The organism is Pseudonocardia adelaidensis (genome assembly GCF_039543345.1).
GTDB classification, from domain to species: Bacteria; Actinomycetota; Actinomycetes; order Mycobacteriales; family Pseudonocardiaceae; genus Pseudonocardia; species Pseudonocardia adelaidensis.
The window spans coordinates 14056-33942 of sequence record NZ_BAABJO010000012.1 but is presented as its reverse complement, the minus strand read 5'-3'; the positions used below and the strand labels follow the sequence as shown (position 1 = coordinate 33942).

General features: G+C 71.9%; 18 protein-coding genes and 1 tRNA gene. 13 read left to right on the top strand and 6 right to left on the bottom strand.

Annotation, left to right across the window (positions count from 1 at the left end; genetic code table 11):
* Positions 1-5 precede the first annotated feature (5 nt).
* The 4 genes from ABEA81_RS17470 to ABEA81_RS17455 all read right to left on the bottom strand — a co-directional run bounded on the left by ABEA81_RS17470 (position 6) and on the right by ABEA81_RS17455 (position 1940).
* Entirely contained in the window at positions 6-425 is a 420-nt protein-coding gene (locus ABEA81_RS17470; RefSeq protein ID WP_345606190.1) for an ester cyclase, read from the bottom strand.
* 136 nt (positions 426-561) lie between these two features.
* Entirely contained in the window at positions 562-1362 is an 801-nt protein-coding gene (locus ABEA81_RS17465) for a hypothetical protein (protein ID WP_345606189.1), read from the bottom strand.
* Positions 1363-1364: 2 nt separating this feature from the next.
* Positions 1365-1559, bottom strand: coding sequence for a hypothetical protein (locus tag ABEA81_RS17460; protein ID WP_345606188.1), 195 nt, complete (start codon positions 1557-1559; stop codon positions 1365-1367).
* Between the two features lie 307 nt (positions 1560-1866).
* Positions 1867-1940 (bottom strand) — tRNA-Gly (locus tag ABEA81_RS17455).
* Positions 1941-2122: 182 nt separating this feature from the next.
* Between ABEA81_RS17455 and ABEA81_RS17450 the strand changes: the two genes are divergently transcribed.
* Both ABEA81_RS17450 and dcd read left to right on the top strand, forming a co-directional pair.
* A complete protein-coding gene (locus ABEA81_RS17450) occupies positions 2123-3253 on the top strand; it encodes a UDP-N-acetylglucosamine 2-epimerase (protein WP_345606187.1) in 1131 nt (376 codons plus the stop codon).
* A gap of 33 nt (positions 3254-3286) precedes the next feature.
* The gene (gene dcd, locus ABEA81_RS17445; RefSeq protein WP_345606186.1) at positions 3287-3868 is read left to right on the top strand and encodes a dCTP deaminase; all 582 of its coding nucleotides are present in this window, start codon (positions 3287-3289) and stop codon (positions 3866-3868) included.
* Here dcd and ABEA81_RS17440 read toward each other — a convergent pair.
* Complete coding sequence (locus ABEA81_RS17440) at positions 3865-4494, bottom strand: class I SAM-dependent methyltransferase (protein ID WP_345606185.1); 630 nt, start codon at positions 4492-4494, stop codon at positions 3865-3867. The two genes, dcd and ABEA81_RS17440, sit on opposite strands and share 4 nt — an antisense overlap.
* 115 nt (positions 4495-4609) lie before the next feature.
* On the opposite strand from ABEA81_RS17440, the gene ABEA81_RS17435 reads away from it, so the two are divergent.
* A complete protein-coding gene (locus ABEA81_RS17435; RefSeq protein ID WP_345606184.1) occupies positions 4610-5542 on the top strand; it encodes an AraC family transcriptional regulator in 933 nt (310 codons plus the stop codon).
* 264 nt (positions 5543-5806) lie between these two features.
* Positions 5807-6475 carry a hypothetical protein gene (locus ABEA81_RS17430; protein ID WP_345606183.1) on the top strand — a complete coding sequence of 223 codons (669 nt, stop codon included), beginning with the start codon at positions 5807-5809 and terminating at the stop codon, positions 6473-6475.
* A 15-nt stretch (positions 6476-6490) separates the two neighbouring features.
* On the opposite strand, the gene ABEA81_RS17425 is transcribed toward ABEA81_RS17430, so the two are convergent.
* Positions 6491-8914, bottom strand: coding sequence for a (Fe-S)-binding protein (locus ABEA81_RS17425; protein WP_345606182.1), 2424 nt, complete (start codon positions 8912-8914; stop codon positions 6491-6493).
* 435 nt (positions 8915-9349) lie between these two features.
* On the opposite strand from ABEA81_RS17425, the gene ABEA81_RS17420 reads away from it, so the two are divergent.
* The 9 genes from ABEA81_RS17420 (at position 9350) to grpE (ending at position 19884) form a co-directional block, all read left to right on the top strand.
* On the top strand, positions 9350-9610 hold the full coding sequence (locus tag ABEA81_RS17420) for a hypothetical protein (protein ID WP_345606181.1): 261 nt from the start codon (positions 9350-9352) through the stop codon (positions 9608-9610).
* Positions 9611-9618: 8 nt separating this feature from the next.
* Complete coding sequence (locus tag ABEA81_RS17415; RefSeq protein ID WP_345606180.1) at positions 9619-10071, top strand: hypothetical protein; 453 nt, start codon at positions 9619-9621, stop codon at positions 10069-10071.
* Positions 10058-13102: an ATP-binding protein gene (locus ABEA81_RS17410; RefSeq protein WP_459077151.1), complete on the top strand. Its 3045-nt coding sequence runs from the start codon at positions 10058-10060 to the stop codon at positions 13100-13102. Before ABEA81_RS17415 ends, ABEA81_RS17410 begins: the two co-directional genes overlap by 14 nt.
* Positions 13102-15042, top strand: a complete 1941-nt coding sequence (locus ABEA81_RS17405; protein WP_345606179.1) for a hypothetical protein — start codon at positions 13102-13104, stop codon at positions 15040-15042. Before ABEA81_RS17410 ends, ABEA81_RS17405 begins: the two co-directional genes overlap by 1 nt.
* A 31-nt stretch (positions 15043-15073) precedes the next feature.
* Positions 15074-15631: a hypothetical protein gene (locus tag ABEA81_RS17400; RefSeq protein ID WP_345606178.1), complete on the top strand. Its 558-nt coding sequence runs from the start codon at positions 15074-15076 to the stop codon at positions 15629-15631.
* A gap of 9 nt (positions 15632-15640) precedes the next feature.
* Complete coding sequence (locus tag ABEA81_RS17395) at positions 15641-16669, top strand: C40 family peptidase (protein WP_345606177.1); 1029 nt, start codon at positions 15641-15643, stop codon at positions 16667-16669.
* A gap of 48 nt (positions 16670-16717) precedes the next feature.
* The gene (locus ABEA81_RS17390; RefSeq protein WP_345606176.1) at positions 16718-17146 is read left to right on the top strand and encodes a hypothetical protein; all 429 of its coding nucleotides are present in this window, start codon (positions 16718-16720) and stop codon (positions 17144-17146) included.
* A 186-nt stretch (positions 17147-17332) separates the two neighbouring features.
* A complete protein-coding gene (gene dnaK / locus ABEA81_RS17385; protein ID WP_345606175.1) occupies positions 17333-19201 on the top strand; it encodes a molecular chaperone DnaK in 1869 nt (622 codons plus the stop codon).
* Positions 19198-19884 (top strand): nucleotide exchange factor GrpE, encoded by a 687-nt coding sequence (grpE, locus tag ABEA81_RS17380; protein ID WP_345606174.1) that lies wholly within the window; start codon positions 19198-19200, stop codon positions 19882-19884. Before dnaK ends, grpE begins: the two co-directional genes overlap by 4 nt.
* Positions 19885-19887 lie beyond the last annotated feature (3 nt).

Genomic DNA, 19887 nt, shown 5'->3' with positions numbered 1-19887 from the left:
CACGGTTAGCCAGCGGGCGGGATCACGCCGAGCTGCTGCATCAGTCCGAGGGTGTCCATGATGAGGCGGCTGTGCTCGATCTTGCCGTCGCGGAAACGATCAATCGTCCACGCGGCAACGGAGACCTTCTTGCCCGTAGCCGGTATACCGAAGAACGCACCCTGATGAGTTCCCTGCCAGGTCGAGCGGCTCCACACCTGGTCGCCGTCAGCGATCTGCTCCTCAACCGTCCAGCGCAGGTCGGGGAAAGCCGCAAACCAGCCTTCCAGCCACTGGCGAAGGCCCTCGATACCCGGCCCCATGCCGGGCGGAGGGTCGGCCTCGACGTAGTCCGCGTGAAAGATCCTGTCGAGCGCAGCGAGCTCGTGCTCCGTGAGGACCTCCGCCGCAAGCTGATTGATGGCTTCCTGGTTGGAACGTGACATGGCGCTCACCACCTCGTACGACCAAGCGCGAATCTGCCTCTGACCAGGGCGAACAGTAACCCCACTCGGGGCATCCGGTGAGGCCGTTGCGCCGTGAGCATCGAGAGGCAGATCCGGCGGCGAACGAGGTGACGGCTCACGTCCAGATCGACGCGAGTGCTGCGATCGTCTTGTCGTCGTGCCGCTCGGCGCGGGGCAGGTGGCGACCATCCGGGTCGGAGGTGTCCTCCCACTCGTGGACGCGTGCGAGTAGAGCGGTGAGCTGGGCGTCGTCGTACTGGGCGATGCGGTGCCAGCGGTGACCGGCGTGCTCGATGAGGTCGGCTGCTCCGTCGGTGGCGAGGACCGCCCATTCGATCATGTCTCGCTCCACGCTCGTGGTGAGCGCGTGGTGGGCTGCGGCGGGGTCGGTCTCGGCGATCCAGTAGCCGCCCTCGACGTTGCGGGCCTGCTGTTGGGTTCGCTGGAGGTGGACGAGCGCGGCATGGTGAGCGTCGTCGTAGCCGTGGCCGGCGCGGAGCTGCGCACGGTAGTGCTCGCGTTCGGGGGTGGCGACGGCCGAGAGCCTGTCGTCCGTGAGCGAGTGCTGCCGGTGGCCGATGCCGTAGTGGATCGGGCTGTCGCCGAGCACGTAGAGATCGGCGGCGTCGGGTCTGGCTCGGAGGATGGCGACGGTGCTCGATGGGGACGCCCCCGGGCGCAGGTCGAGTTGCTCGCTGGTCCGCCGGATGGCCTCGGCGACCGCGTTGGCGATCGGTGTCCCCGGCGCCTGGTGGAGCTCGGCGGCGATGTTGCGGCCGAGTGTTTCGGCGTAGGTGCCGGGCCCGATGGCGGATGGCAGGTAGGCGCTGGCGCCGTCCAGGACGATCACGGCGTCTGGAGTGACGATCACCCGGTCGGTGCTGGTCTCGGCGCCCGGCAGTTGAGCGGTGTGCACCTTCATCCGGGTCGCCAGGGGTGTGGGCCGCTGAGGATGTCGCTGCCGGTGATGGTCAGGCCGTCGAGCTGGCAGCGGACGGTGAGGCTGAACGACTGGTCTCCCGTCGTCCGGTACGGCTCGGCGAGGTGGTGCGCGAGGTGGTGCACCACGCCCGGGGAGCAGGGGCTGTGGATGCCGGCGACGTGGACGATCACGCGATCACCGTCCCGGCGTCTGGACGGGTAGCCGATGTCTGCATGCTCGGGGGTTGGTCGCCCATCGATGATCCAAACCGGTCTCCCGTGGTCTTCTTCGTGCTCGCCCAAGTCACGGGCGGGCGTCCGAGGGGGCATGTCGACCAAGGACCTCATGGCGCGGATGGGGCACGACGACATGCGCGCGGCGCTGATCTACCAGCGAGCCACGAGCGATGCCGATCGGCTCATCGCTGAACCTTGTTGACCATGGGAACGACGAAGGCCCAGCTCCGGTGTGGACACCGTCTGAGCTAGGCCTTTGTGGTGGAGCGGATGACGGGAATCGAACCCGCGTTCTCAGCTTGGGAAGCTGATGTTCTACCATTGAACTACATCCGCGAGGTGCGATCGAAGCCTAGCATCTCACGCTCCGTCACTGGCAAGCACCGCGCCGTACGTCCAACAGAGTGGTTCTCACCCTTTCGGAACCAGCAGTTGGGATGAGCTCTCGACGCCCGGTCCGTGCTCAGTTCACACTCCGAGGACCCGTCAGGCCAGCTCCCCCGGCCGAAGGATCCAGCATGACCGAGTTCGAAGCGTCGCTCGAGGCGCTCCCCGACCCCGGGCACGACCACGACGTCCTGCTCGTCGCCGGCAGCCTCCCGGAGGTGGCGCGGCTCGCGCCCGTGGCCACCGCGTTCGCCGAGGCCGACCGGATACGGGCGCTCACGGTCGCCACGGGGCCGGACCCGATGTCGGTGCACGAGGCCTTCGAGGCGCTCGGGGTACCGGCTGACGTCACCGTGCTCCTGCGGGAGCCGCCTCCCCCGCAGCCGGCCGCCGTCGCGGCCACGCTCATGACGCGCCTCGACGACGTGCTCGTCGACCTCGACCCGTCGGCCGTGATGGTCTACGGCGGCGGGATGACCGCTGCCGTGGCTGCGCAGGTGGCGTTCTGGCGGCAGATCCCGGTGGTGCATCTGCAGAGCGGGGTGGCCACCGATGACCTGCTGTGCCCTTTCCCGCAGGAGGCCAACCGGCGCATCATCGGCCAGCTCGCGTCGCTGTTCCTCGTGGCGGCGCAGTCCGAGACGGGCAGCCCGGTGGGGCCGAACACGATCGCGGTCGGCGAGACGATGACGGCCAACCCGCAGCCCGCCGACCTGTCGTTCGCACGACTCGTGCGGAGGGTGTGGGCGGGCGGGCCCCGCCTCGTGCTGGTCGGGCTCGACCGCGCCGACTCGCTCGGTGTGCTCGCCGGGCTCCCCGACCTGCTGCAGCGCGAGCCGGACATCGAGATCGTGGTGTTCGGCGAGCTCGCGGGCCACGGCGCCGCCTACCCGCTGTTGCAGCACGAGCGGGCCAGGGTCGTCCGCAGCATGCCGCTCGCGGAGCTGGTGCAGCTCGTGGCCGCGAGCGCCGTGCTCGTCTCCGACGACCCGGAGCTGGTGGCCGACGCGCCGGGACTCGGTACGCCCGCCGTGCTCGTCGACGGGCCGCACGTCCCCCAACCGGGCGACTCGATCCGCAGCATCCTGAGCCCGGCCGTCATGACCACGGTGCGCCAGATCCTCGCGACCGCCGGGATCACCCCCGTCGCGCCGTCCGACGGGCTCGCGGCCGCACGCGTCGAGCAGGCGGTGGCGTGGATGTTCGGGCTCTGCCCTTCGCCGCTGCTCGGCTCGCCGTCCCCGACGAACACCCAGGTCTGAGCCGCCGGTACGGACACTGGCTACCCTTGCGCGGTGCTGCTGTCCGACGGTGACCTGCGCAAGGAGATCGACGCCGGCAGGCTGGTGCTCGACCCGTGGGACGAGCAGATGCTCCAGCCGTCGAGCATCGACGTGCGCCTGGACCGGTTCTTCCGCGTCTTCCAGAACTCCCGCTACACCCACATCGATCCCGCGCAGCAACAGGACGAGCTGACCTCGCCCGTGGAGACCCAGGGCGACGAGCCGTTCGTGCTGCACCCGGGTGAGTTCGTGCTCGGGTCGACCTTCGAGGAGGTCGCCCTGCCCGACGACCTCGCGGGGCGGCTGGAGGGGAAGTCGAGCCTCGGGCGGCTCGGCCTGCTCACCCATTCGACGGCGGGCTTCATCGACCCGGGCTTCACCGGCCACATCACGCTGGAGCTGTCCAACGTCGCGAACCTGCCGATCACGCTGTGGCCGGGGATGAAGATCGGGCAGCTGTGCCTGTTCCGGCTCTCCAGCCCCGCCGAGCGGCCCTACGGCAGCCAGGGTGTCGGCTCCCGCTACCAGGGGCAGCGCGGGCCCACGCCGTCCCGGGCCCACCGCAACTTCCACCGGGCCGACACGCGCCGCTAGCGGCTCGCCCGGTAGAAGGTGGTGCGGAGGCGACCGCGTTCCCCGGTCCGGACGTCGGTGAGGCCGGCGCCGCGCATGCGCTCCGGGATGCCATCGCCCGCGTTGTCCCGCAGGTACTCGTTGCGCTGCATCCGATGGCCGAACGGGCCGTGGTGATGCCCGGCGATGTCCACCAGGTGCAGCTGTCCGCCCGGACGCAGCACGCGGCGGATCTCGGCGAGCGCACGGCGTTTCTCGGCGTCGTCGAGGTGGTGGAACATGAACGCCGAGAGCACCCGGTCCATGCTCTCGTCCGGATAGGGCAGCTCGCCCGCCTTTCCCTGGTCGAAGCGCACCGGCCGCCCAGCGCGCTCGGCCTTGCGCCGGGCCCTGGCGAGTGCCAGCGGGTCGGGGTCGACCCCCACCAGCTCCGCGTCCGGGTGCATCCGCTGCGCGCGCAACACGAGGTTGCCGGTGCCGCAGCCGATCTCGAGCACCCGGTGGCCGGGCTCCACGGCGGCCAGCTCGACGAGACGCCGGTGGATCCGGGGCACGCCGAGCAGCCACGTGAACGGGTCGTAGAGCGGCAGCAGCCGGTCCCGGCCCATCGCGGGCACGTAGTCGTGTTCCTGATGGCGGTTGGCCATGGCGGTGATCTCCCTCGGATGTGACGATGCTCGGGTGTCGCACTCCAGGCTGGAGCTGCAGGAACCCGCTGCCAAGGGACGTTCGTCGGCCGTACCGGGACTATCTTCGGTTCTGGTGCGGACGGCGACCAGCGGGGGCCCGCCGGTGTACGGCTACCGTCGCGTGCCCGGTGTACCCCCGGTCGGCGTGGTGCGCATACGGGAGGGCCACACGAGCCCCGACGGCGTTCGTCCGCACCCGCACGCGCACGAGTTCCTCGTGGTCGTCATCGTCGAGCGCGGCGGTGGCCGGGTGCTGCTCGACGATCGGGAGTGGCGGGTCGAGGCGGGTGACGTGCTGGTCGTCGCGCCCGGCGAGGTGGTCACGTTCGTCGAGCGCGAGCTGCACGACGCCGAAGGGTGGGCCGTGTACTTCCCGCCCGACGTCATGGCGCCGGGCGGCCTCGGCACGTTCCTGTCCTGGCGGGCCCATCCGCTGCTCTTCCCGTACGTGCGGGGCGTCGCGGGCGGGGCCCACCGGCTGCGCGTCCCGCCGGGGCAGCGGTCCGCGTTCGTCGGGCACGCCGAAGCCATCGACCGGGAGGTGCAGGAGCGGCGCGACGGGTGCGACGAGGCCGCGCTCGCCCACCTGACGTTGCTCCTCGTCGCGATCTCGCGGCTCGCGGCCGACGGCCCCGACGATCTCGCACTGCGCGACGAGCCCCTGCTCGCCGCCGTCTTCGACGCGGTCGAGGCCGGCTTCCGCGGCCCGCTGAGCCTCGCGGACGTCGCCACGACCGTCGGGCTCACGCCCGGGCACCTCACCACCGTGGTGGGCCGCAAGACCGGGCGCACGGTGCAGCAGTGGATCACCGAGCGCCGGATGGTGGAGGCCCGGCGCCTGCTCGCCGACACCGAGCTCACGGTCGAGGCCGTCGCGGCCCGGGTGGGCTACCGCGACCCCGGCTACTTCGCCCGGCGCTTCCGCGGCGCCCACGGGGTCTCACCGCTCCGGTGGCGCCGCGCGGGGCCGCCCCGGCGGGACCCCGCGGAGGCGGGAACCCAGTAATCTCGGGCGGCGATGGAACCGCCGCGCGAACCCGGACCCCCGTGGCTCCCCGAGGCGCGACCGGCGTACCCGCCCGTGCCGGTGCCGCCCGGCCCGCCTCGGGGCAACGGCCCGGGCCCGGCCCGCCCGCGGTTCGACTGGCGCCGCCTCACCCGCTCGCCGCGGGGCGCCGCCTGTGTCGCCGTACTCGCGGCCGCCCTGCTGCTCTGGCCGTTCGCGGGCTTCTCGTGGATCCCGTGGCTGATCGGGGTCGCCGCTCTCGTCGTGCTGCGGCTGCTGCGCCTCGACGGGCCGCTCCGCGGCTGGGACATCCCCCTTGCGGGCCTCGCCGTCGTCATCGGTTTGATGCTGAGCACCGGACCGTGGGCATGGGCCATGGCGGCGAGCATCGGCGTCCTGCTGGCCGGGCTCGCCCAGCTGCCCTGGTGGCGGCTCGCGGCGGTCGGGGCGGTGCTGTGCGTGGTGAGCGGGATCGGCTTCGGATTGTCACTGCACCAGGAGCGGATCGAACACGAGCAGGAGCAGGCTCGGGCGGGTGACCTGTCCCGTGCGGGAATCGCCGAGGAGAGCGCTGACATCGTGCCGACGCTCGTCCTCTCCATCACGCAGTCGGCGCCCGACCCCGACCTGCTCTGCGCCCTACTGACCCCGCAGGCCGAAGAGCAACTGGCGCGAGGGTTGAGCGTTCCGGACTGTGCCGCGGCCGCTTCTCGGCTTCATCAGCCGCGGGCCGCCACAGCGCCGCCGACGACCGCGGGTATGCCACGGGGAGCAGACCCGAAGCAGCCGCCTCCCCCCGAACTCACACTCGATGCCTGCGCGACATTCTGGGCCGAGTCGGCCGGCACGCCTCTCGGAAAGATCCAGGTGAAGCTGGTCGACCCGAATCAGCGCACCTATCTCGTCACCGGATTCACACCGTGCGGAGGCTGACGGCGACGTCGTTCGTCACTGGCTGCTAGGGCCTTCTGGCTCGGCAGCATCGCCGTCCGGTCGCGCGCCCGTGGGCTCGGCGCCTCCGGTGCTCGCACCGCCGACCGAGACGTCACCCGCCGGGTCCGCCTGGGCCGCGGACCCCTCGCCCGGGCCGCTCGCCTCCGTGCCGCTGGCCGGGGTCGTGTCCGCAGTGTGGGGTGCCCCCTCTCCGAGGGCGTCCACCGCCTCGTCGACCCGGCCGTTCCCGGTGGTGTCCCCGCGCTTGACGGCGGCGAGCAGCATCTGCGAGACGTCGAGGATCTCGACGTTCTCGCCCTTGTCCTCGCTCTGGCGCTGGGTGAGGCCGTCGGAGAACATCACGCGGCAGAACGGGCAGCCCGTGGCGATCTTCTCGGCGCCGGTGCCGAGCGCCTCGTCGACGCGTTCGAGGTTGACCCGCTTGCCGATCTTCTCCTCCATCCACATGCGGGCACCGCCCGCGCCGCAGCAGAAGGACCGGTCGGCGTGCCGGGGCATCTCGGCCAGCTTCACGCCCGCGGCCCCGACGAGCTCGCGGGGTTCGGCGTAGACCTCGTTGTGCCGGCCCAGGTAGCACGGGTCGTGGTAGGTGACGTCGGTCATCGCGTCCGGCGCGGCGACCGGCACGAGCCTGCCCTCGCGCACGAGCTTATTGAGCAGCTGGGTGTGGTGCACCACCTCGTAGTGCCCGTCGAGCTGCGGGTACTCGCGGCCCAACGTGTTGAGGCAGTGCGGGCAGGTCGTCACGATCTTGCGGGTGCCCGGCTCCCGGCCCTCGAACACGGCGTTGAGGACTTCGACGTTCTGCTGCGCGAGCATCTGGAACAGGAACTCGTTGCCCGAGCGGCGGGCCGGGTCACCGGTGCAGGATTCCTCCGGGCCGAGCACGACGTAGTCCACGCCGGCGCGGTGCAGCAGCTCGGCGGTGGCCCGCACGGTCTTCTTGGCGTTGTCGTCGAACGCGCCTGCGCAGCCCACCCAGAACAGGTACTCCGTGTCGGCCGACAGCTCGCCGTCGAAGACGGGGACCTCGAAATCGAGGTTCTTGGTCCACTCCAGCCGGTCCTTGGCGTTCTGGCCCCAGGGGTTGCCCTTGTTCTCCAGGTTGCGGAACAGCGCCCCGAGCTCGGAGGGGAACTCGGACTCGATCAGGACCTGGTGGCGGCGCATGTCGACGATGTGGTCGACGTGCTCGATGTCCACCGGGCACTGCTCCACGCAGGCACCGCAGGTGGTGCACGACCAGAGCACGTCCGGGTCGATCACACCGCCGGCCTCGAGGGTGCCCACCAGCGGGCGGGCTGCCTGCTCGGGACCCGAGCCGGTGATCCGGCCGTACCCGGACTCCGGCACGCCGTGGTGGTTGTGGTCCTCCAGGCCGGCGGAGAAGTCGATCGAGCCCTCCTCCGGCGCGTCCTTGCCGCCGATGAGGTACGGGGCCTTGGCGAGCAGGTGATCGCGCAAGTCCATGATCACGAGCTTCGGGGACAGCGGCTTGCCGGTGTTCCAGGCCGGGCACTGGGACTGGCAGCGACCGCACTCGGTGCAGGTCGCGAAGTCGAGCATGCCCTTCCAGGTGAAGTCCTCGACCTTGCCGCGGCCGAACGCGGCCTCGTCCGGGGGGTCCTCGAAGTCGATCGGCTTGCCCTCGTGCTCGATCGGCTGCAGCGGCCCGAGCCCCTTGGGCAGCCGCTTGGCCGACACGTTGAGCGGGGCGGTGAAGATGTGCAGGTGCTTCGAGTAGGCGATGATCACGGTGAAGACCAGCATCACGCCGATGTGCAGCAGCAGCCCGATGCTCTCCAGCACGAACAGCGTGCCCTCGCCCACGCCGGCGAACAGCGTGCCGACCGCCAGTGAGACGAAGGCGCCGGACTCGTACGGGAACACCCCGAGCGCCGCGGACGCGCCGCGGAAGAAGAACATCGTCCACAGCACGTTGAAGATCATGAACAGGATCAGCCACGCACCGCCGGTGTGCGAGCCGTAGAACCGTGACGCCCGCTGCAGCCGGTCCGGGGCGTTGCGGATGCGGATCACCGAGAACACCACGAGCGAGATCAGGGCGAGGGAGGCGATCAGGTCCTGCAGGAACCCGAGGACGGGCCAGCGGCCGATCAGCGGGATGTGGAAGTCCTCCACGAACAGCGCGCCGTACGCCTCGAGGTACACCGTGATCAAGATCACGAACGCCCAGAACGTGAAGAAGTGCGCCAGACCCGGCACCGACCACCGCAGCAGCTTGCGCTGGCCGAACACCTCGACGAACTGCGCCTTGATCCGCTCGTTCATCTGCTGGAGCCGGTCGTGCGCCGGTTGCCCGGACCTGATCAGCGTGTAGAGCCACCAGGCGCGTCGGCCGGACACGGCCAGGGCGAGAACTGTCATCGCCAGTCCGATGACGAGTCTGACAACCACGGCTTTCCTCCCAGGGCTGGCACCGCGGGTGGTGGACCGCGGGCCGTTGCGGAGCAGGGTAGACCGGTGCTCCCCGCCGTGCGCCAGCGTCGTTCAGGCTGATCAGGCCGCAACCTACTCGCCGGTAACAGCGGAGCGCGATGCGACCCTAACCCGCCGTTCGGGGTCCCGCCTCCGGGTGGGCGCCGGGACATCCGTCACTCAACCGGTCCAGATCGGCGATTCCGGCCCCGCGGGTTCCCCCTTGCGACACGTCGTATCGCTGTCCGTGTCGGTCGGCTGTAACACGCGGGCGACTCGCTATGCTCCCGCTGGTCAACATGGTCTACTCGTCGGCAGTGCCCGAGAAGACCAGGTCGGGCGCCCAAAGCCCGAGGTGGTCGGGTGCGGGTACGCGGCGAACTCGGGTTGGCAGCGCCACGAGGAGGAGCCGTCATGACCGGACCACAGGTGCTCGTTCTGCACGCGCAGGCCCTGAGCACCAGCGGTCTCCAGGGCTGGATCCAGGACAACGTGATCCCGCTCGTCCTGCTCGGCATCGCGATCATCCTCCTGTGGATAGGCGGAAAGGGTGACAACGCCGGGGTCGCGCGGCGCAGCGTCGGGTTGATCGTCGGCCTCGTCGCGCTCGGCATCGCGGTCTCCGGTAACGGCCCCGAGATCGGCAACTTCCTGGCCGGTCTCCTCGTCGGGTGATCTGATCCGTGCTCGTCCGCACCGACGACGAGATCTATCGCGTCGACTCCGTATGGCTCGGCCCACCGCGCGCCACGTTCCCCTGGCGGGCGAGGTACGTGAGCTACGGGCTCGGGCTCCTTGTCATGATCTTGATCATGTTCGTGCAACGCAGGGTCGGAATCGGTCTCGACTTCTTCTCGGTCGCATGGGCGCTCGTGCTCACCGTGGTGGTCACGCGCTTCATCGGCCAGCGCATCGACTACGAACGCCCGCTCGGCCAGGTCGTCGGGCTCTTCCGGCACGAGGTCACCGGCCCGCGACGGCGCACCGCCGGAACCGGTGGGGTGATCCGCTCGAGCCACGTGCGGATCGGCCCGGCCACCCGGCCGCGCAAGGGTCGCGGTGGGAAGCCGCAGCAGCAGGCAGGACGCCGGGTGCAGCCCGGCCGTCGGGAGGGGCGTTCGCGTGTCACGAGGTGACGCGGGCCGGGACCGGAGACCCAAGGAGCGCGCGAGCCGCAAGCGCGGCCGCGCGCTCGCGGGGGACGGCGGGCTGCCCACGTACGAGCCGGACATCGCCCTGCGCTCCATCGAGGGACACCTGACCCGCACCGGCACCCAGGTCATGGCCTGGTACCGGCTCGCGGCGCAGGCGTGGAGCTTCCGCAGCGACTCGCAGCGCGAGGTGCTGATCCGCCAGATCGCGGCGCAGCTCGGCGAGCTGCAGGGCCGGTGGCTGCACCTGCGCGTCACGACCCGGCCCTACCCGGTGCACATGTGGGCGGAGTCGTTCGACCACAACGCGCTCGGCCGGATGCCCGACGTCGCGGGCGCGCTGGGCTGGGACGGGTTCCTGGAGGGCGAGCAGCGCCACCTGATGGGCCTGTCGATGTCGGACAAGGAGGTGTTCCTCGGCATCGAGGTGTCCGGGCGCAGCACCCTGGACCGCTGGGTCGAGCGCGCGGCGCCGGTACTGGGCAAGCTCGCCCCCGCCGCGGTCCGCGCCGAGATCGCGGCGCTGTCCTCGGAGGTCGCCCACCTGGACGCGTTGGTCGCCGGGACGGGGCTCGACGCCGTCCCGGCGTCGTCCGACGACATCGCGTGGCTGATGCACCGGTCCTGCGCGCTCGGCCTTCCGGCGCCGCGCACGCTGTCCGTGGTGCCCGGCGGGGCACACCGGTGGGAGACGGAGGACCTCGCCGCGTTCACCGACGGCGTCGAGATGTACCAGGAGCCCTACGCCCCCACCGTGCAGGTGGTGGGGCGGCTGCGCGCCCAGACGGTGAGCCGGAACGTCGCCGTGCTCTCGCTCGGCCTCATGGAGGGCCTGCGCATCCCGGAGGTCGACGACCCCTGGATGCAGCACTCGGACCGGCTGCCGTTCCCGGTGGAGTGGTCGGCGCGCATCTACGTCCGCAGGCCCGAGGAGGTCGCGGGCGAGCTGCAGCGCCAGATGGGCAAGGTGCGCAGCCAGATCCGGCACTACACCCACGACCACGACCTCGACCCGCCGATGTCGCTCTCGCGCCAGGCCGACCGCGTGCTCGAGGTCGAGGACGAACTGACCAGCGGGCTCACCCAGCTCAACACCCGCCTGTACGGCTGGTGGCGGATCGCCGTCTCGGGCAAGGACGAGGCCGAGGCGGTCAGCCGCGCCCAGCAGGTGCTCGACGTCTACCGGCCGAAGGTGCAGATCGAGCACCCCGAGGCCCAGTACCGCTACGCCCGCGAGTTCATCCCGGGCGAGCCGCTCGCGTCCACCGCGTACCGCAGGCGCGGTTCGGTCATGTGGGCCGCTTCGGCGGTGCCCGCCGCCACCGCGTCCGTCGGCGACCGGCGCGGGATCATGATCGGTGAGACCTGCACGGCCACCCGGCGGCCGGTGGCCTGGGACCCGTGGCTCGCGCAGGAGGTCCGCCGCGCCTCCGGGCTCACGGCGGTCGTCGGTGGCCTCGGGTCCGGCAAGTCCTTCCTCACCGGCCTGATCACCTACAAGACCCTGCGCGCCGGCGCCCGCTGGACGCTGCTCGACCCGTCCGGCCCGCTCGCGCAGCTCACCCGGCTGCCGGAGCTGGCGCCCTTCTCCCGGCACATCAACCTGCTGCGGGCGGACCCGGGCATCCTCAACCCGTACCGCGTGGTCGCCGAGCCGCGACCGGAGCACTTCGCCGACGAGGAGGACCCCGAGCGGGCGTGGCGCCGGGAGCGGTCGCTCGCCGCGGCGACCCGCCGCAGGCTCGTCCTCGACGTCCTCACCGGCCTGCTGCCCTACGACGTCGCGCGGATCCCGCACACCCGGATCGTGCTGCTGCGGGCGGTGCGCGAGGTCGGCGGTTCTCCGGACCGGCATCCCGGCCAGGTCATCGACGTGCTGCGCAGGCACGCCCGCGACGGCGAGGACCACGCCGGGGTCGTGGCCGACTTCCTCTCCGAGCGGCGGGAGCTGCCGCAGGCCGCCCTGCTGTTCCCGGACACCTCCCGCGACGACCCGTGGCAGGCCGACCGCGACTACCGGCTCACGGTGCTCACCATGCAGGGCATGACGCTGCCCCGGCCCGGCAGCCCGCGCGAGGAGTGGACCGATGCCGAGGCGCTCGCCGTCGAGCTGCTGAACCTGGCGTCGTGGCTCACGCAGCGCACGATCTACGACGCCGACCGCAACCTGCGCAAGGGCGTGGCCCTGGACGAGACGCACTTCCTGTCCCAGGTGCCCACCGGCAAGGTGTTGATCGACCGGCTCGCCCGCGACTCCCGCAAGTTCAACGTTCGGGCGCTCTTCGCCTCGCAGCTCGCAGGCGACCTGCTGCGCGTGTCCGGGTTCGCGTCCCTGGTCAACGCCGTGTTCGTGGGGCGCACGGACGACGAGGAGGCGCAGGCCGAGGCGCTGCGGCTGCTGAAGGTGCCCACCGGCGTGGGCTACGAGCAGATGCTCGGCACGCTCTCGCCCCGCCCTCGCCACGACGACAAGCCCGACGACACGCCCCGCCAGTTCATCTTCGCCGACGGCCACGGCGGCGTGGAGAAGATCCGGATCGACCTCGAGGCACCGCACCTGGAGCACGTCCGGGAGGCCCTCGACACCAACCCGGACGCGAACCGGATCTCCGTGAGCGGTGCACCGGTCACCACCCCTGCGGTGCACGCGTCGGAGCGGCCGGCCCCGGCCCGCCCCGTCGTGCTCGGCCGGCCGGTGGCTCCGGTCGTGGACCTCGGCGACGACCTGGACGACGACCTCGTGCCGGTGCCCCCCGAGCTCGAGGGCGATGACGACTTCGACGACCTCGACGACCTCGACGACCCGGACGGCCTGCTCGTCGATCGTGCCGGCCGCGCCGCCGCTCGCAACGGCGGCACCCACCTGCGCCACGACGAGGACCTCGACCTGCTGGGCGACGTCGACCCGGGTATGGATCCGGACCTGGATCTCGACGACGCGTCCGCACCGGCCGGGACGAGCAACGGCCACTCGGCGGAGGGCCGGATACCCGCGGCCGGGGAGGCCCGTCGGTGATGCCCGGAGGCACCCCGGCGGCCGCGGGCTGGCTGCCGGTCGCCATGGTGATCGCCGCGGCCGTCGCGGTCGCCCTGCACCGCGGTCGACCGGTGCGCCGCCGCCGCGCCCGGCGGCACCGCGGGGATCCCGGCGCGCGGCCGCGCAGGCGCACGGCGATGCTCATCGTCACCGGGCTCGTCGGCGCCTCGGTGCTGCTCGGGCAGCCCGCCTTCGGGCAGGGGTTCGACTGCAAGGAGTCGCCGGAGCCGGACCGGCCCGGCACCGGGCTCGTCGGGTCGTTGGATCCGCCGCGGGCCAGCCACGGCGAGCTGGGCAGCGTCTACCGCGAGGTCGGCTACGCCGGGCTGGTCTGGCACAACTACGACATCGGGTGCGCCGGCGCGGCGCTCAACCCGTCGACCACCACCGACACCTGGCTCGGCAACCAGGCCCTGAACGTCGCCAAGTTCGTGGTCGGCGGCGTCAACTGGGCGCACTACCTCATCGCCGACGGCGGTGAGTTGCTCTCCCCGCTGGACCAGTTGATCGGCAACGGCACCCGGGCGATGTACGACGCGGTGTTCACCACCTTCATCGGCCCGGTCCTCTTGTTGCTCGCCGTGATCCTGCTGGTGCTCGCGTTGCGCGGCGACCTCGCCAGGCAGACGCAGCGCGCCGCGCTCGCGGTGGTGGCGCTCGTCGTCGGCTCCGCGGCCTACCTCGCGCCGGTCGACTGGGCCAAGGCGGCCGACCCCCTGTTGCTCGACGGGGTCACCCAGATGCAGGAGGGCTTCCTCGGCCAGATCGGCCTCGGCACGAGGGACACGATGCCGACCGTGCTCGTCGACCAGGTCGTGTACCAGAACTGGCTGCGCGGGGAGTTCGGCGCGCCCGAGGTGCCCCAGGCGCAGGAACTGGGGCGCGACCTGCTGCGCGCGCAGACCTTCACGAAGACGGAGGTCGCCGAGGGTCAGGACACGCTGGCTCTGGCCGAGCAGAAGAAGGCCGACTTCGCCGCGATCGCCGGGCGCATGGGCGACCGGTACCCGTACTTCCAGGGCGAGTCCGGCAGCCGGGTCGGGGCCGGCGTCCTCGCCGTCGTCCAGGCCATGTGCATCGCGCTGTTCCAGCTGCTGTCGAAGGTGCTGGTGCTGGTCGCGATGCTGGTGCTGCGGCTGATGGTGATGACCGCGCCCGCGGTCGCCGTGATCGCGATCCTGAAGCCGGACATCATGCCGGCACTCCTGCGTGTCGCGGGTGCCGCCATCGTCAACACGCTCGTGGTCGGGGCGCTCGCCGGGCTGCACGCGCTGCTGGTCGTGTCGCTCTTCCGGCCGGGTTCCGGGATCGACCTGTGGCTCGCGCTGCTCGTCACGGGCGTGGTCACCGTGGTGCTGTGGGCGGTCGCGCGGCCGTTCCGCCGGCTGGTGTCGATGGTCTCGCTCACCCGCGAGCAGTTCGGCGGCATCGTGCCGGGCGCCGGCACCGGGCCGCTGTCGCGGGTGTGGCAGCGGGTGCGCGGTGCCCCGGCCGACGTCGACGAGCGCCAGACGCGGTGGTGGGACGAGCGGCGCGGCGCGATGGCGAGCGCCGGCCGGCCCGGAGGCGTGCGGCCGGAGTCGGAGCCGGGGATCCGCGTGTCCGCTCCCGCCGCGGACGTGCCCGCGCCGCGGAGCAGACCGCCGGACCCGGCGCCGCCCACACCGGTTCCCCCCGCCCGTCGCCGCGCGTTGCCGGCACCCCCCGACGACGCGGTGACCACCGGCGGCCTGCCGAACTGGGGCGACACGGGCGATGTGGACGACCGGGTGATCTACCGCAGGCCGGACGCCGTGCCGCTGCGGCCCGGCGGCGTGCGCCCGGTGCAGCCGGAGATCGTGGACGGCGTGCCCGTCTACCGCATCTACCGGCCGCGCTCGGACCAGACCGTCTTCCCCGGTGGCGGCCGTGCCGATTAGGGCGCCGCACGGAAGGTCCGCGGCGTACCGGGTGATCTGGGCCTGGCCGCTGCGGTCCCCGATGCGGCTGGCGGTCACCGCGGTCGTCCTGGTCGCACTGGTGGTCGGCGTGACCTTCGTGGTGGCCGCGCTCGGACCCGCGCGGCCCGGGAACGGGCCCGCCGACGCCTCCGGCGGGTCGGGAGGCCCGGCCGGGCGCAGACCCGACGTCGCGAGCACGCCGACGCCGACCGTGCTGCCGCCGGTGCCCGAGCTCACCCCGTCGCAGCTGCCCTTGTCCGCGGCCCCCGACGCGGCCGTCGAGGTGGCCGCCCGCTGGGCGGCGGCGTGGGTGCGCCCGCGGGAGGGCACCACGGCCCAGCAGTGGCTGGACGGCCTGCGGAGGACGACCACCGACGAGTACCTCGGGGTGCTCGCGGGCGTCGACCCCGGCAACATCCCCGCGACGCGGGTGACCGGCGAGCCCCGCCCCGTTCGCGTCGCCCCGCGCTCGGTGCAGGTGGAGGTGCCGACCGACGCGCTCGAGCTCGTCGTGCTGGTCGTGCGCACCGAGGACGGCTGGCGGGTCGCCGGCTACGACCGGGAATGAGGGGCGCGCATGTCGCTGACGCGCCCCCTGCGCCCGCTGCGGCTGCTCGTGCCGGTCGTCGTGCTCGTCGCGGCGCTCGGCCTCTTCCTCGGCGTCGGTTTCATGGCCTTCCAGGCGAGCACCGGCGGCTTCGGCGGCGGGACGCCGAGCTACGGCGCGTGTGACCCCGGCGTGCGCGCGCCGGTCGGCCCGCTGGCCGGCAGCCGGGCGGGCACCCGGATCGGGGACCTGAGTGACGAGCAGCGGCGGAACGCGGCCACGATCATCGGGGTCGCCCGCGACATGGGGGCGCCGCCGCGGGCGTGGCTGATCGCGCTGGCCACGGCGATGCAGGAGTCGACGCTCCGGAACCTGGGCTACGGGGACCGCGACTCCCTGGGGCTCTTCCAGCAACGACCGTCCCAGGGGTGGGGTTCGCCCGCGGACGTCACCGACCCGGTCTACGCCACCCGGACGTTCGTCGATCGCCTGCTGCAGGTTCCCGACTGGGAGACCATGCCGGTGACGGTGGCGGCCCAGACCGTGCAGCGGTCGGCGTTCCCGGACGCGTACGCGAAGTGGGAGGGCCTCGCCGCCGAGCTCGTGCAGCAGCTCGCGGACGTCGCCGACCCGACGGGCTGCGGGCGCACCGCGGTGCTGCCGGAGGGCGTGGCAGGCGCGGCGATCGCGTTCGCCCTCGGTGAGGTCGGCAAGCCCTATGTCTGGGGCGCCACCGGCCCCAACACCTACGACTGTTCCGGGCTCGTGCTGCGCGCCTTCCAGGCGGCGGGGATCAACCTGCCCCGGGTGTCGCGCCAGCAGTTCTACGCCGGTGGCCACGTCCCGGTCGCCCAGGCGCAGCCGGGCGACCTGCTGTTCTACGCCACCGACCCGTCCGACCCCGCCACGATCCACCACGTCACGCTGTACCTGGGCGACGACCAGATGGTGGAGGCTCCCTACACGGGCGAGCAGGTGCGGGTGCGGCCGGTGCCGTGGGACTTCAAGGAGCTCGTGCCGCTGGCCACGCGCCCGGGTACCACGCCGAACCGGGCGTAGCGGTATCGATACTGTCGCGCTCGGTCATCCGTACGAGCAGGAGTAGTAATGCCTCCCGACAGCTCCGTCCCGGCATCCACCACGCCGGTGCAGGACTACCTCGACCGGCCCGCACCCGGCGCCACGGCGGACCACCTCGTGGTGCCGCGCTCCCTCGCCCAGTCGATGCCCCTGCGCTGGCAGCAGGTGTTCGTCGGGCTGCTCGCCGACCTGCACGACGCGTACCTGCACCTGCCGTGGCCCGACTACAAGGTGGTGCCGAGCCGCTGGGAGCTGCTGGTGGACCTCGACGAGCAGCAGCTCGCCGCCGCCGGCTACCACGCGGAGCTCGGCGCGGACGGCCAGCTGGAGTACCTCGACGCGGACGAGAACGTCGTGGACGACCCGGAACGCCACCGGGTACTCGCCCCGGTGGACGACCCGCTGCCGCCGGCGTCGGCGGGCCGGGTGGAACCGCGCCCCGCGGCGCCGCTGTAGGCGTTCCGGAGAACGAGCGTGCCGGGGCCCGGTCCCCACCGCCGGGAACACGGTGGCCGGGCCGTGCGTTGGACGCGGTGAGCAAGTTGAGCGTGGGCGGCTCAAGGCATCGCGGATGCCCCGCGGCCGTCCATGGCAGACTTGAGTGAAGGCAGCTCAAGCTACCCATCATCGGAGGCACACACCATGGCTCGTGCGGTCGGCATCGACCTCGGGACCACCAACTCCGTCGTCGCCGTCCTCGAAGGTGGCGAGCCGACGGTCATTGCCAACTCGGAGGGCTCGCGCACCACTCCGTCGGTCGTCGCGTTCGCCCGTAACGGCGAGGTGCTCGTCGGGCAGTCGGCGAAGAACCAGGCCGTCACCAACGTCGACCGGACGATCCGGTCGGTCAAGCGCCACATCGGCACCGACTGGAAGACCGGCGACGTCGACGGCAAGACCTACTCCGCCCAGGAGATCAGCGCCCGCGTGCTGCAGAAGCTCAAGCGCGACGCCGAGTCCTACCTGGGCGAGGAGATCACCGATGCGGTGATCACGGTGCCGGCCTACTTCGAGGACGCGCAGCGCCAGGCCACCAAGGAGGCCGGGCAGATCGCGGGCCTCAACGTGCTCCGCATCGTCAACGAGCCCACCGCGGCCGCGCTGGCCTACGGGCTCGACAAGGGCGAGAAGGAGCAGACCATCCTGGTCTTCGACCTCGGTGGTGGCACGTTCGACGTGTCGCTGCTGGAGATCGGCGAGGGTGTCGTCGAGGTCAAGGCCACCAACGGCGACAACCACCTCGGTGGCGACGACTGGGACGAGCGGGTCATCACGTGGCTCGTCGACAAGTTCAAGAGCAGCCAGGGCATCGACCTCACCAAGGACCGGATGGCCCTGCAGCGGCTGCGTGAGGCCGCGGAGAAGGCGAAGATCGAGCTGTCGAGCCAGTCGACGGCCACGATCAACCTGCCGTACATCACGGTCGACGCCGACAAGAACCCGCTGTTCCTGGACGAGACGCTCTCGCGCGCCGAGTTCCAGCGGATCACCTCGGACCTGCTCGACCGCACCCGCGCGCCGTTCAACCAGGTGATCAAGGACGCCGGCATCTCGGTCGGCCAGATCGACCACGTCGTCCTCGTCGGCGGTTCCACCCGCATGCCGGCCGTCACCGAGCTGGTCAAGGAGCTCACCGGCGGCAAGGAGCCCAACAAGGGCGTCAACCCGGACGAGGTCGTCGCCGTCGGGGCCGCGCTGCAGGCCGGCGTGCTGCGCGGTGAGGTCAAGGACGTACTGCTGCTCGACGTCACCCCGCTGTCCCTGGGCATCGAGACCAAGGGCGGCGTGATGACCAAGCTCATCGAGCGCAACACGACGATCCCCACCAAGCGGTCGGAGATCTTCACCACGGCCGACGACAACCAGCCGTCGGTGCAGATCCAGGTGTTCCAGGGTGAGCGCGAGATCGCGGCCTACAACAAGAAGCTCGGCATGTTCGAGCTCACGGGTCTGCCGCCCGCCCCGCGCGGCGTGCCGCAGATCGAGGTCTCCTTCGACATCGACGCCAACGGCATCGTCAACGTGCACGCCAAGGACCTGGGCACCGGCAAGAGCCAGGCCATGACGATCACCGGCGGGTCCGCCCTCGGCAAGGACGAGATCGACCGGATGATGCGCGAGGCCGAGCAGCACGCCGAGGAGGACAAGAAGCGGCGTGAGGAGGCCGAGGTCCGCAACCAGGCCGAGTCGCTCGTCTACCAGACGGAGAAGTTTGTCAAGGAGAACGACGAGAAGCTGCCGGCCGACGTCAAGGACTCGGTCAACGCCGCGCTCGGCGAGGCGCAGACCGCGCTGAAGGGCACCGACACCGACGCCATCAAGGCGGCGATGGAGAAGCTCGCCACCGAGTCGCAGAAGATGGGTTCCGCCCTGTACCAGCAGCCGGGCGCCGAGGGCGCGGCCGGTGCCAACCCCGGTGACGCCGGTACGCCCGGCGGCCAGCAGGCCGGCGGCGGGGCCGACGACGTGGTGGACGCCGAGATCGTCGACGAGGAGAAGGACAAGAAGTGACAACCCACGACCGCAACGAAGGCGCCGAGCACGGCGACGGGGAGCGGGTCGTGGTCCGGGACCGGCGCCGGATCGACCCGGTCACCGGCGAGGTGCGCTCCCCGGCCGAGCAGTCGGCCGGGGCGGCGCCCGAGGCACCGGAGCAGCCCGTCGAGCAAGCCGTGGGGCCGGATTCCGTCGCGGCCGCCGAGCTCGCCGCCCAGGTCGCCGAACGCACGGCCGACCTGCAGCGGGTCAGCGCGGAGTACGCCAACTACCGGCGGCGCGTGGATCGCGACCGGGAGAGCGTGCTGGTCGGGGCGCGGGTGCAGTTCGTGTCCGAGCTGCTCACCGTGCTCGACGACATCGACCGCGCCGAGGCCCACGGCGACCTCACCGGCCCGTTCAAGTCCGTCGCCGACAAGCTGGTGGCCGTCACGCAGAAGCTGGGTCTCGAGCCGTTCGGGCTGGAGGGCGAGCCCTTCGACCCGTCCGTCCACGAGGCCGTGCAGCACGAGGCCAGCACCGTCGAAGGGCCCACGGTCACCGTGGTCTCCGCGGTGCTGCGGCGCGGCTACCGCATCGCCGATCGCGTGCTGCGGCCGGCGATGGTCACGGTGGCGGACCGCGCCGACGACGGCACCACCACCGAGCCGGCCACCGACACCACGACGACCGATCCTGATCCGGCCGTAGAGCCCTGAGAG

What these genes read in the sequence shown, in the direction of transcription:
- ABEA81_RS17470 (WP_345606190.1), bottom strand. Translation starts at nt 425, where the DNA reads ATGTCACGTTCCAACCAGGAAGCCATCAATCAGCTTGCGGCGGAGGTC.
- ABEA81_RS17450 (WP_345606187.1), top strand. Translation starts at nt 2,123, where the DNA reads ATGACCGAGTTCGAAGCGTCGCTCGAGGCGCTCCCCGACCCCGGGCAC.
- ABEA81_RS17440 (WP_345606185.1), bottom strand. Translation starts at nt 4,494, where the DNA reads ATGGCCAACCGCCATCAGGAACACGACTACGTGCCCGCGATGGGCCGG.
- ABEA81_RS17420 (WP_345606181.1), top strand. Translation starts at nt 9,350, where the DNA reads ATGACCGGACCACAGGTGCTCGTTCTGCACGCGCAGGCCCTGAGCACC.
- ABEA81_RS17405 (WP_345606179.1), top strand. Translation starts at nt 13,102, where the DNA reads ATGCCCGGAGGCACCCCGGCGGCCGCGGGCTGGCTGCCGGTCGCCATG.
- ABEA81_RS17395 (WP_345606177.1), top strand. Translation starts at nt 15,641, where the DNA reads ATGTCGCTGACGCGCCCCCTGCGCCCGCTGCGGCTGCTCGTGCCGGTC.
- ABEA81_RS17390 (WP_345606176.1), top strand. Translation starts at nt 16,718, where the DNA reads ATGCCTCCCGACAGCTCCGTCCCGGCATCCACCACGCCGGTGCAGGAC.
- dnaK (WP_345606175.1), top strand. Translation starts at nt 17,333, where the DNA reads ATGGCTCGTGCGGTCGGCATCGACCTCGGGACCACCAACTCCGTCGTC.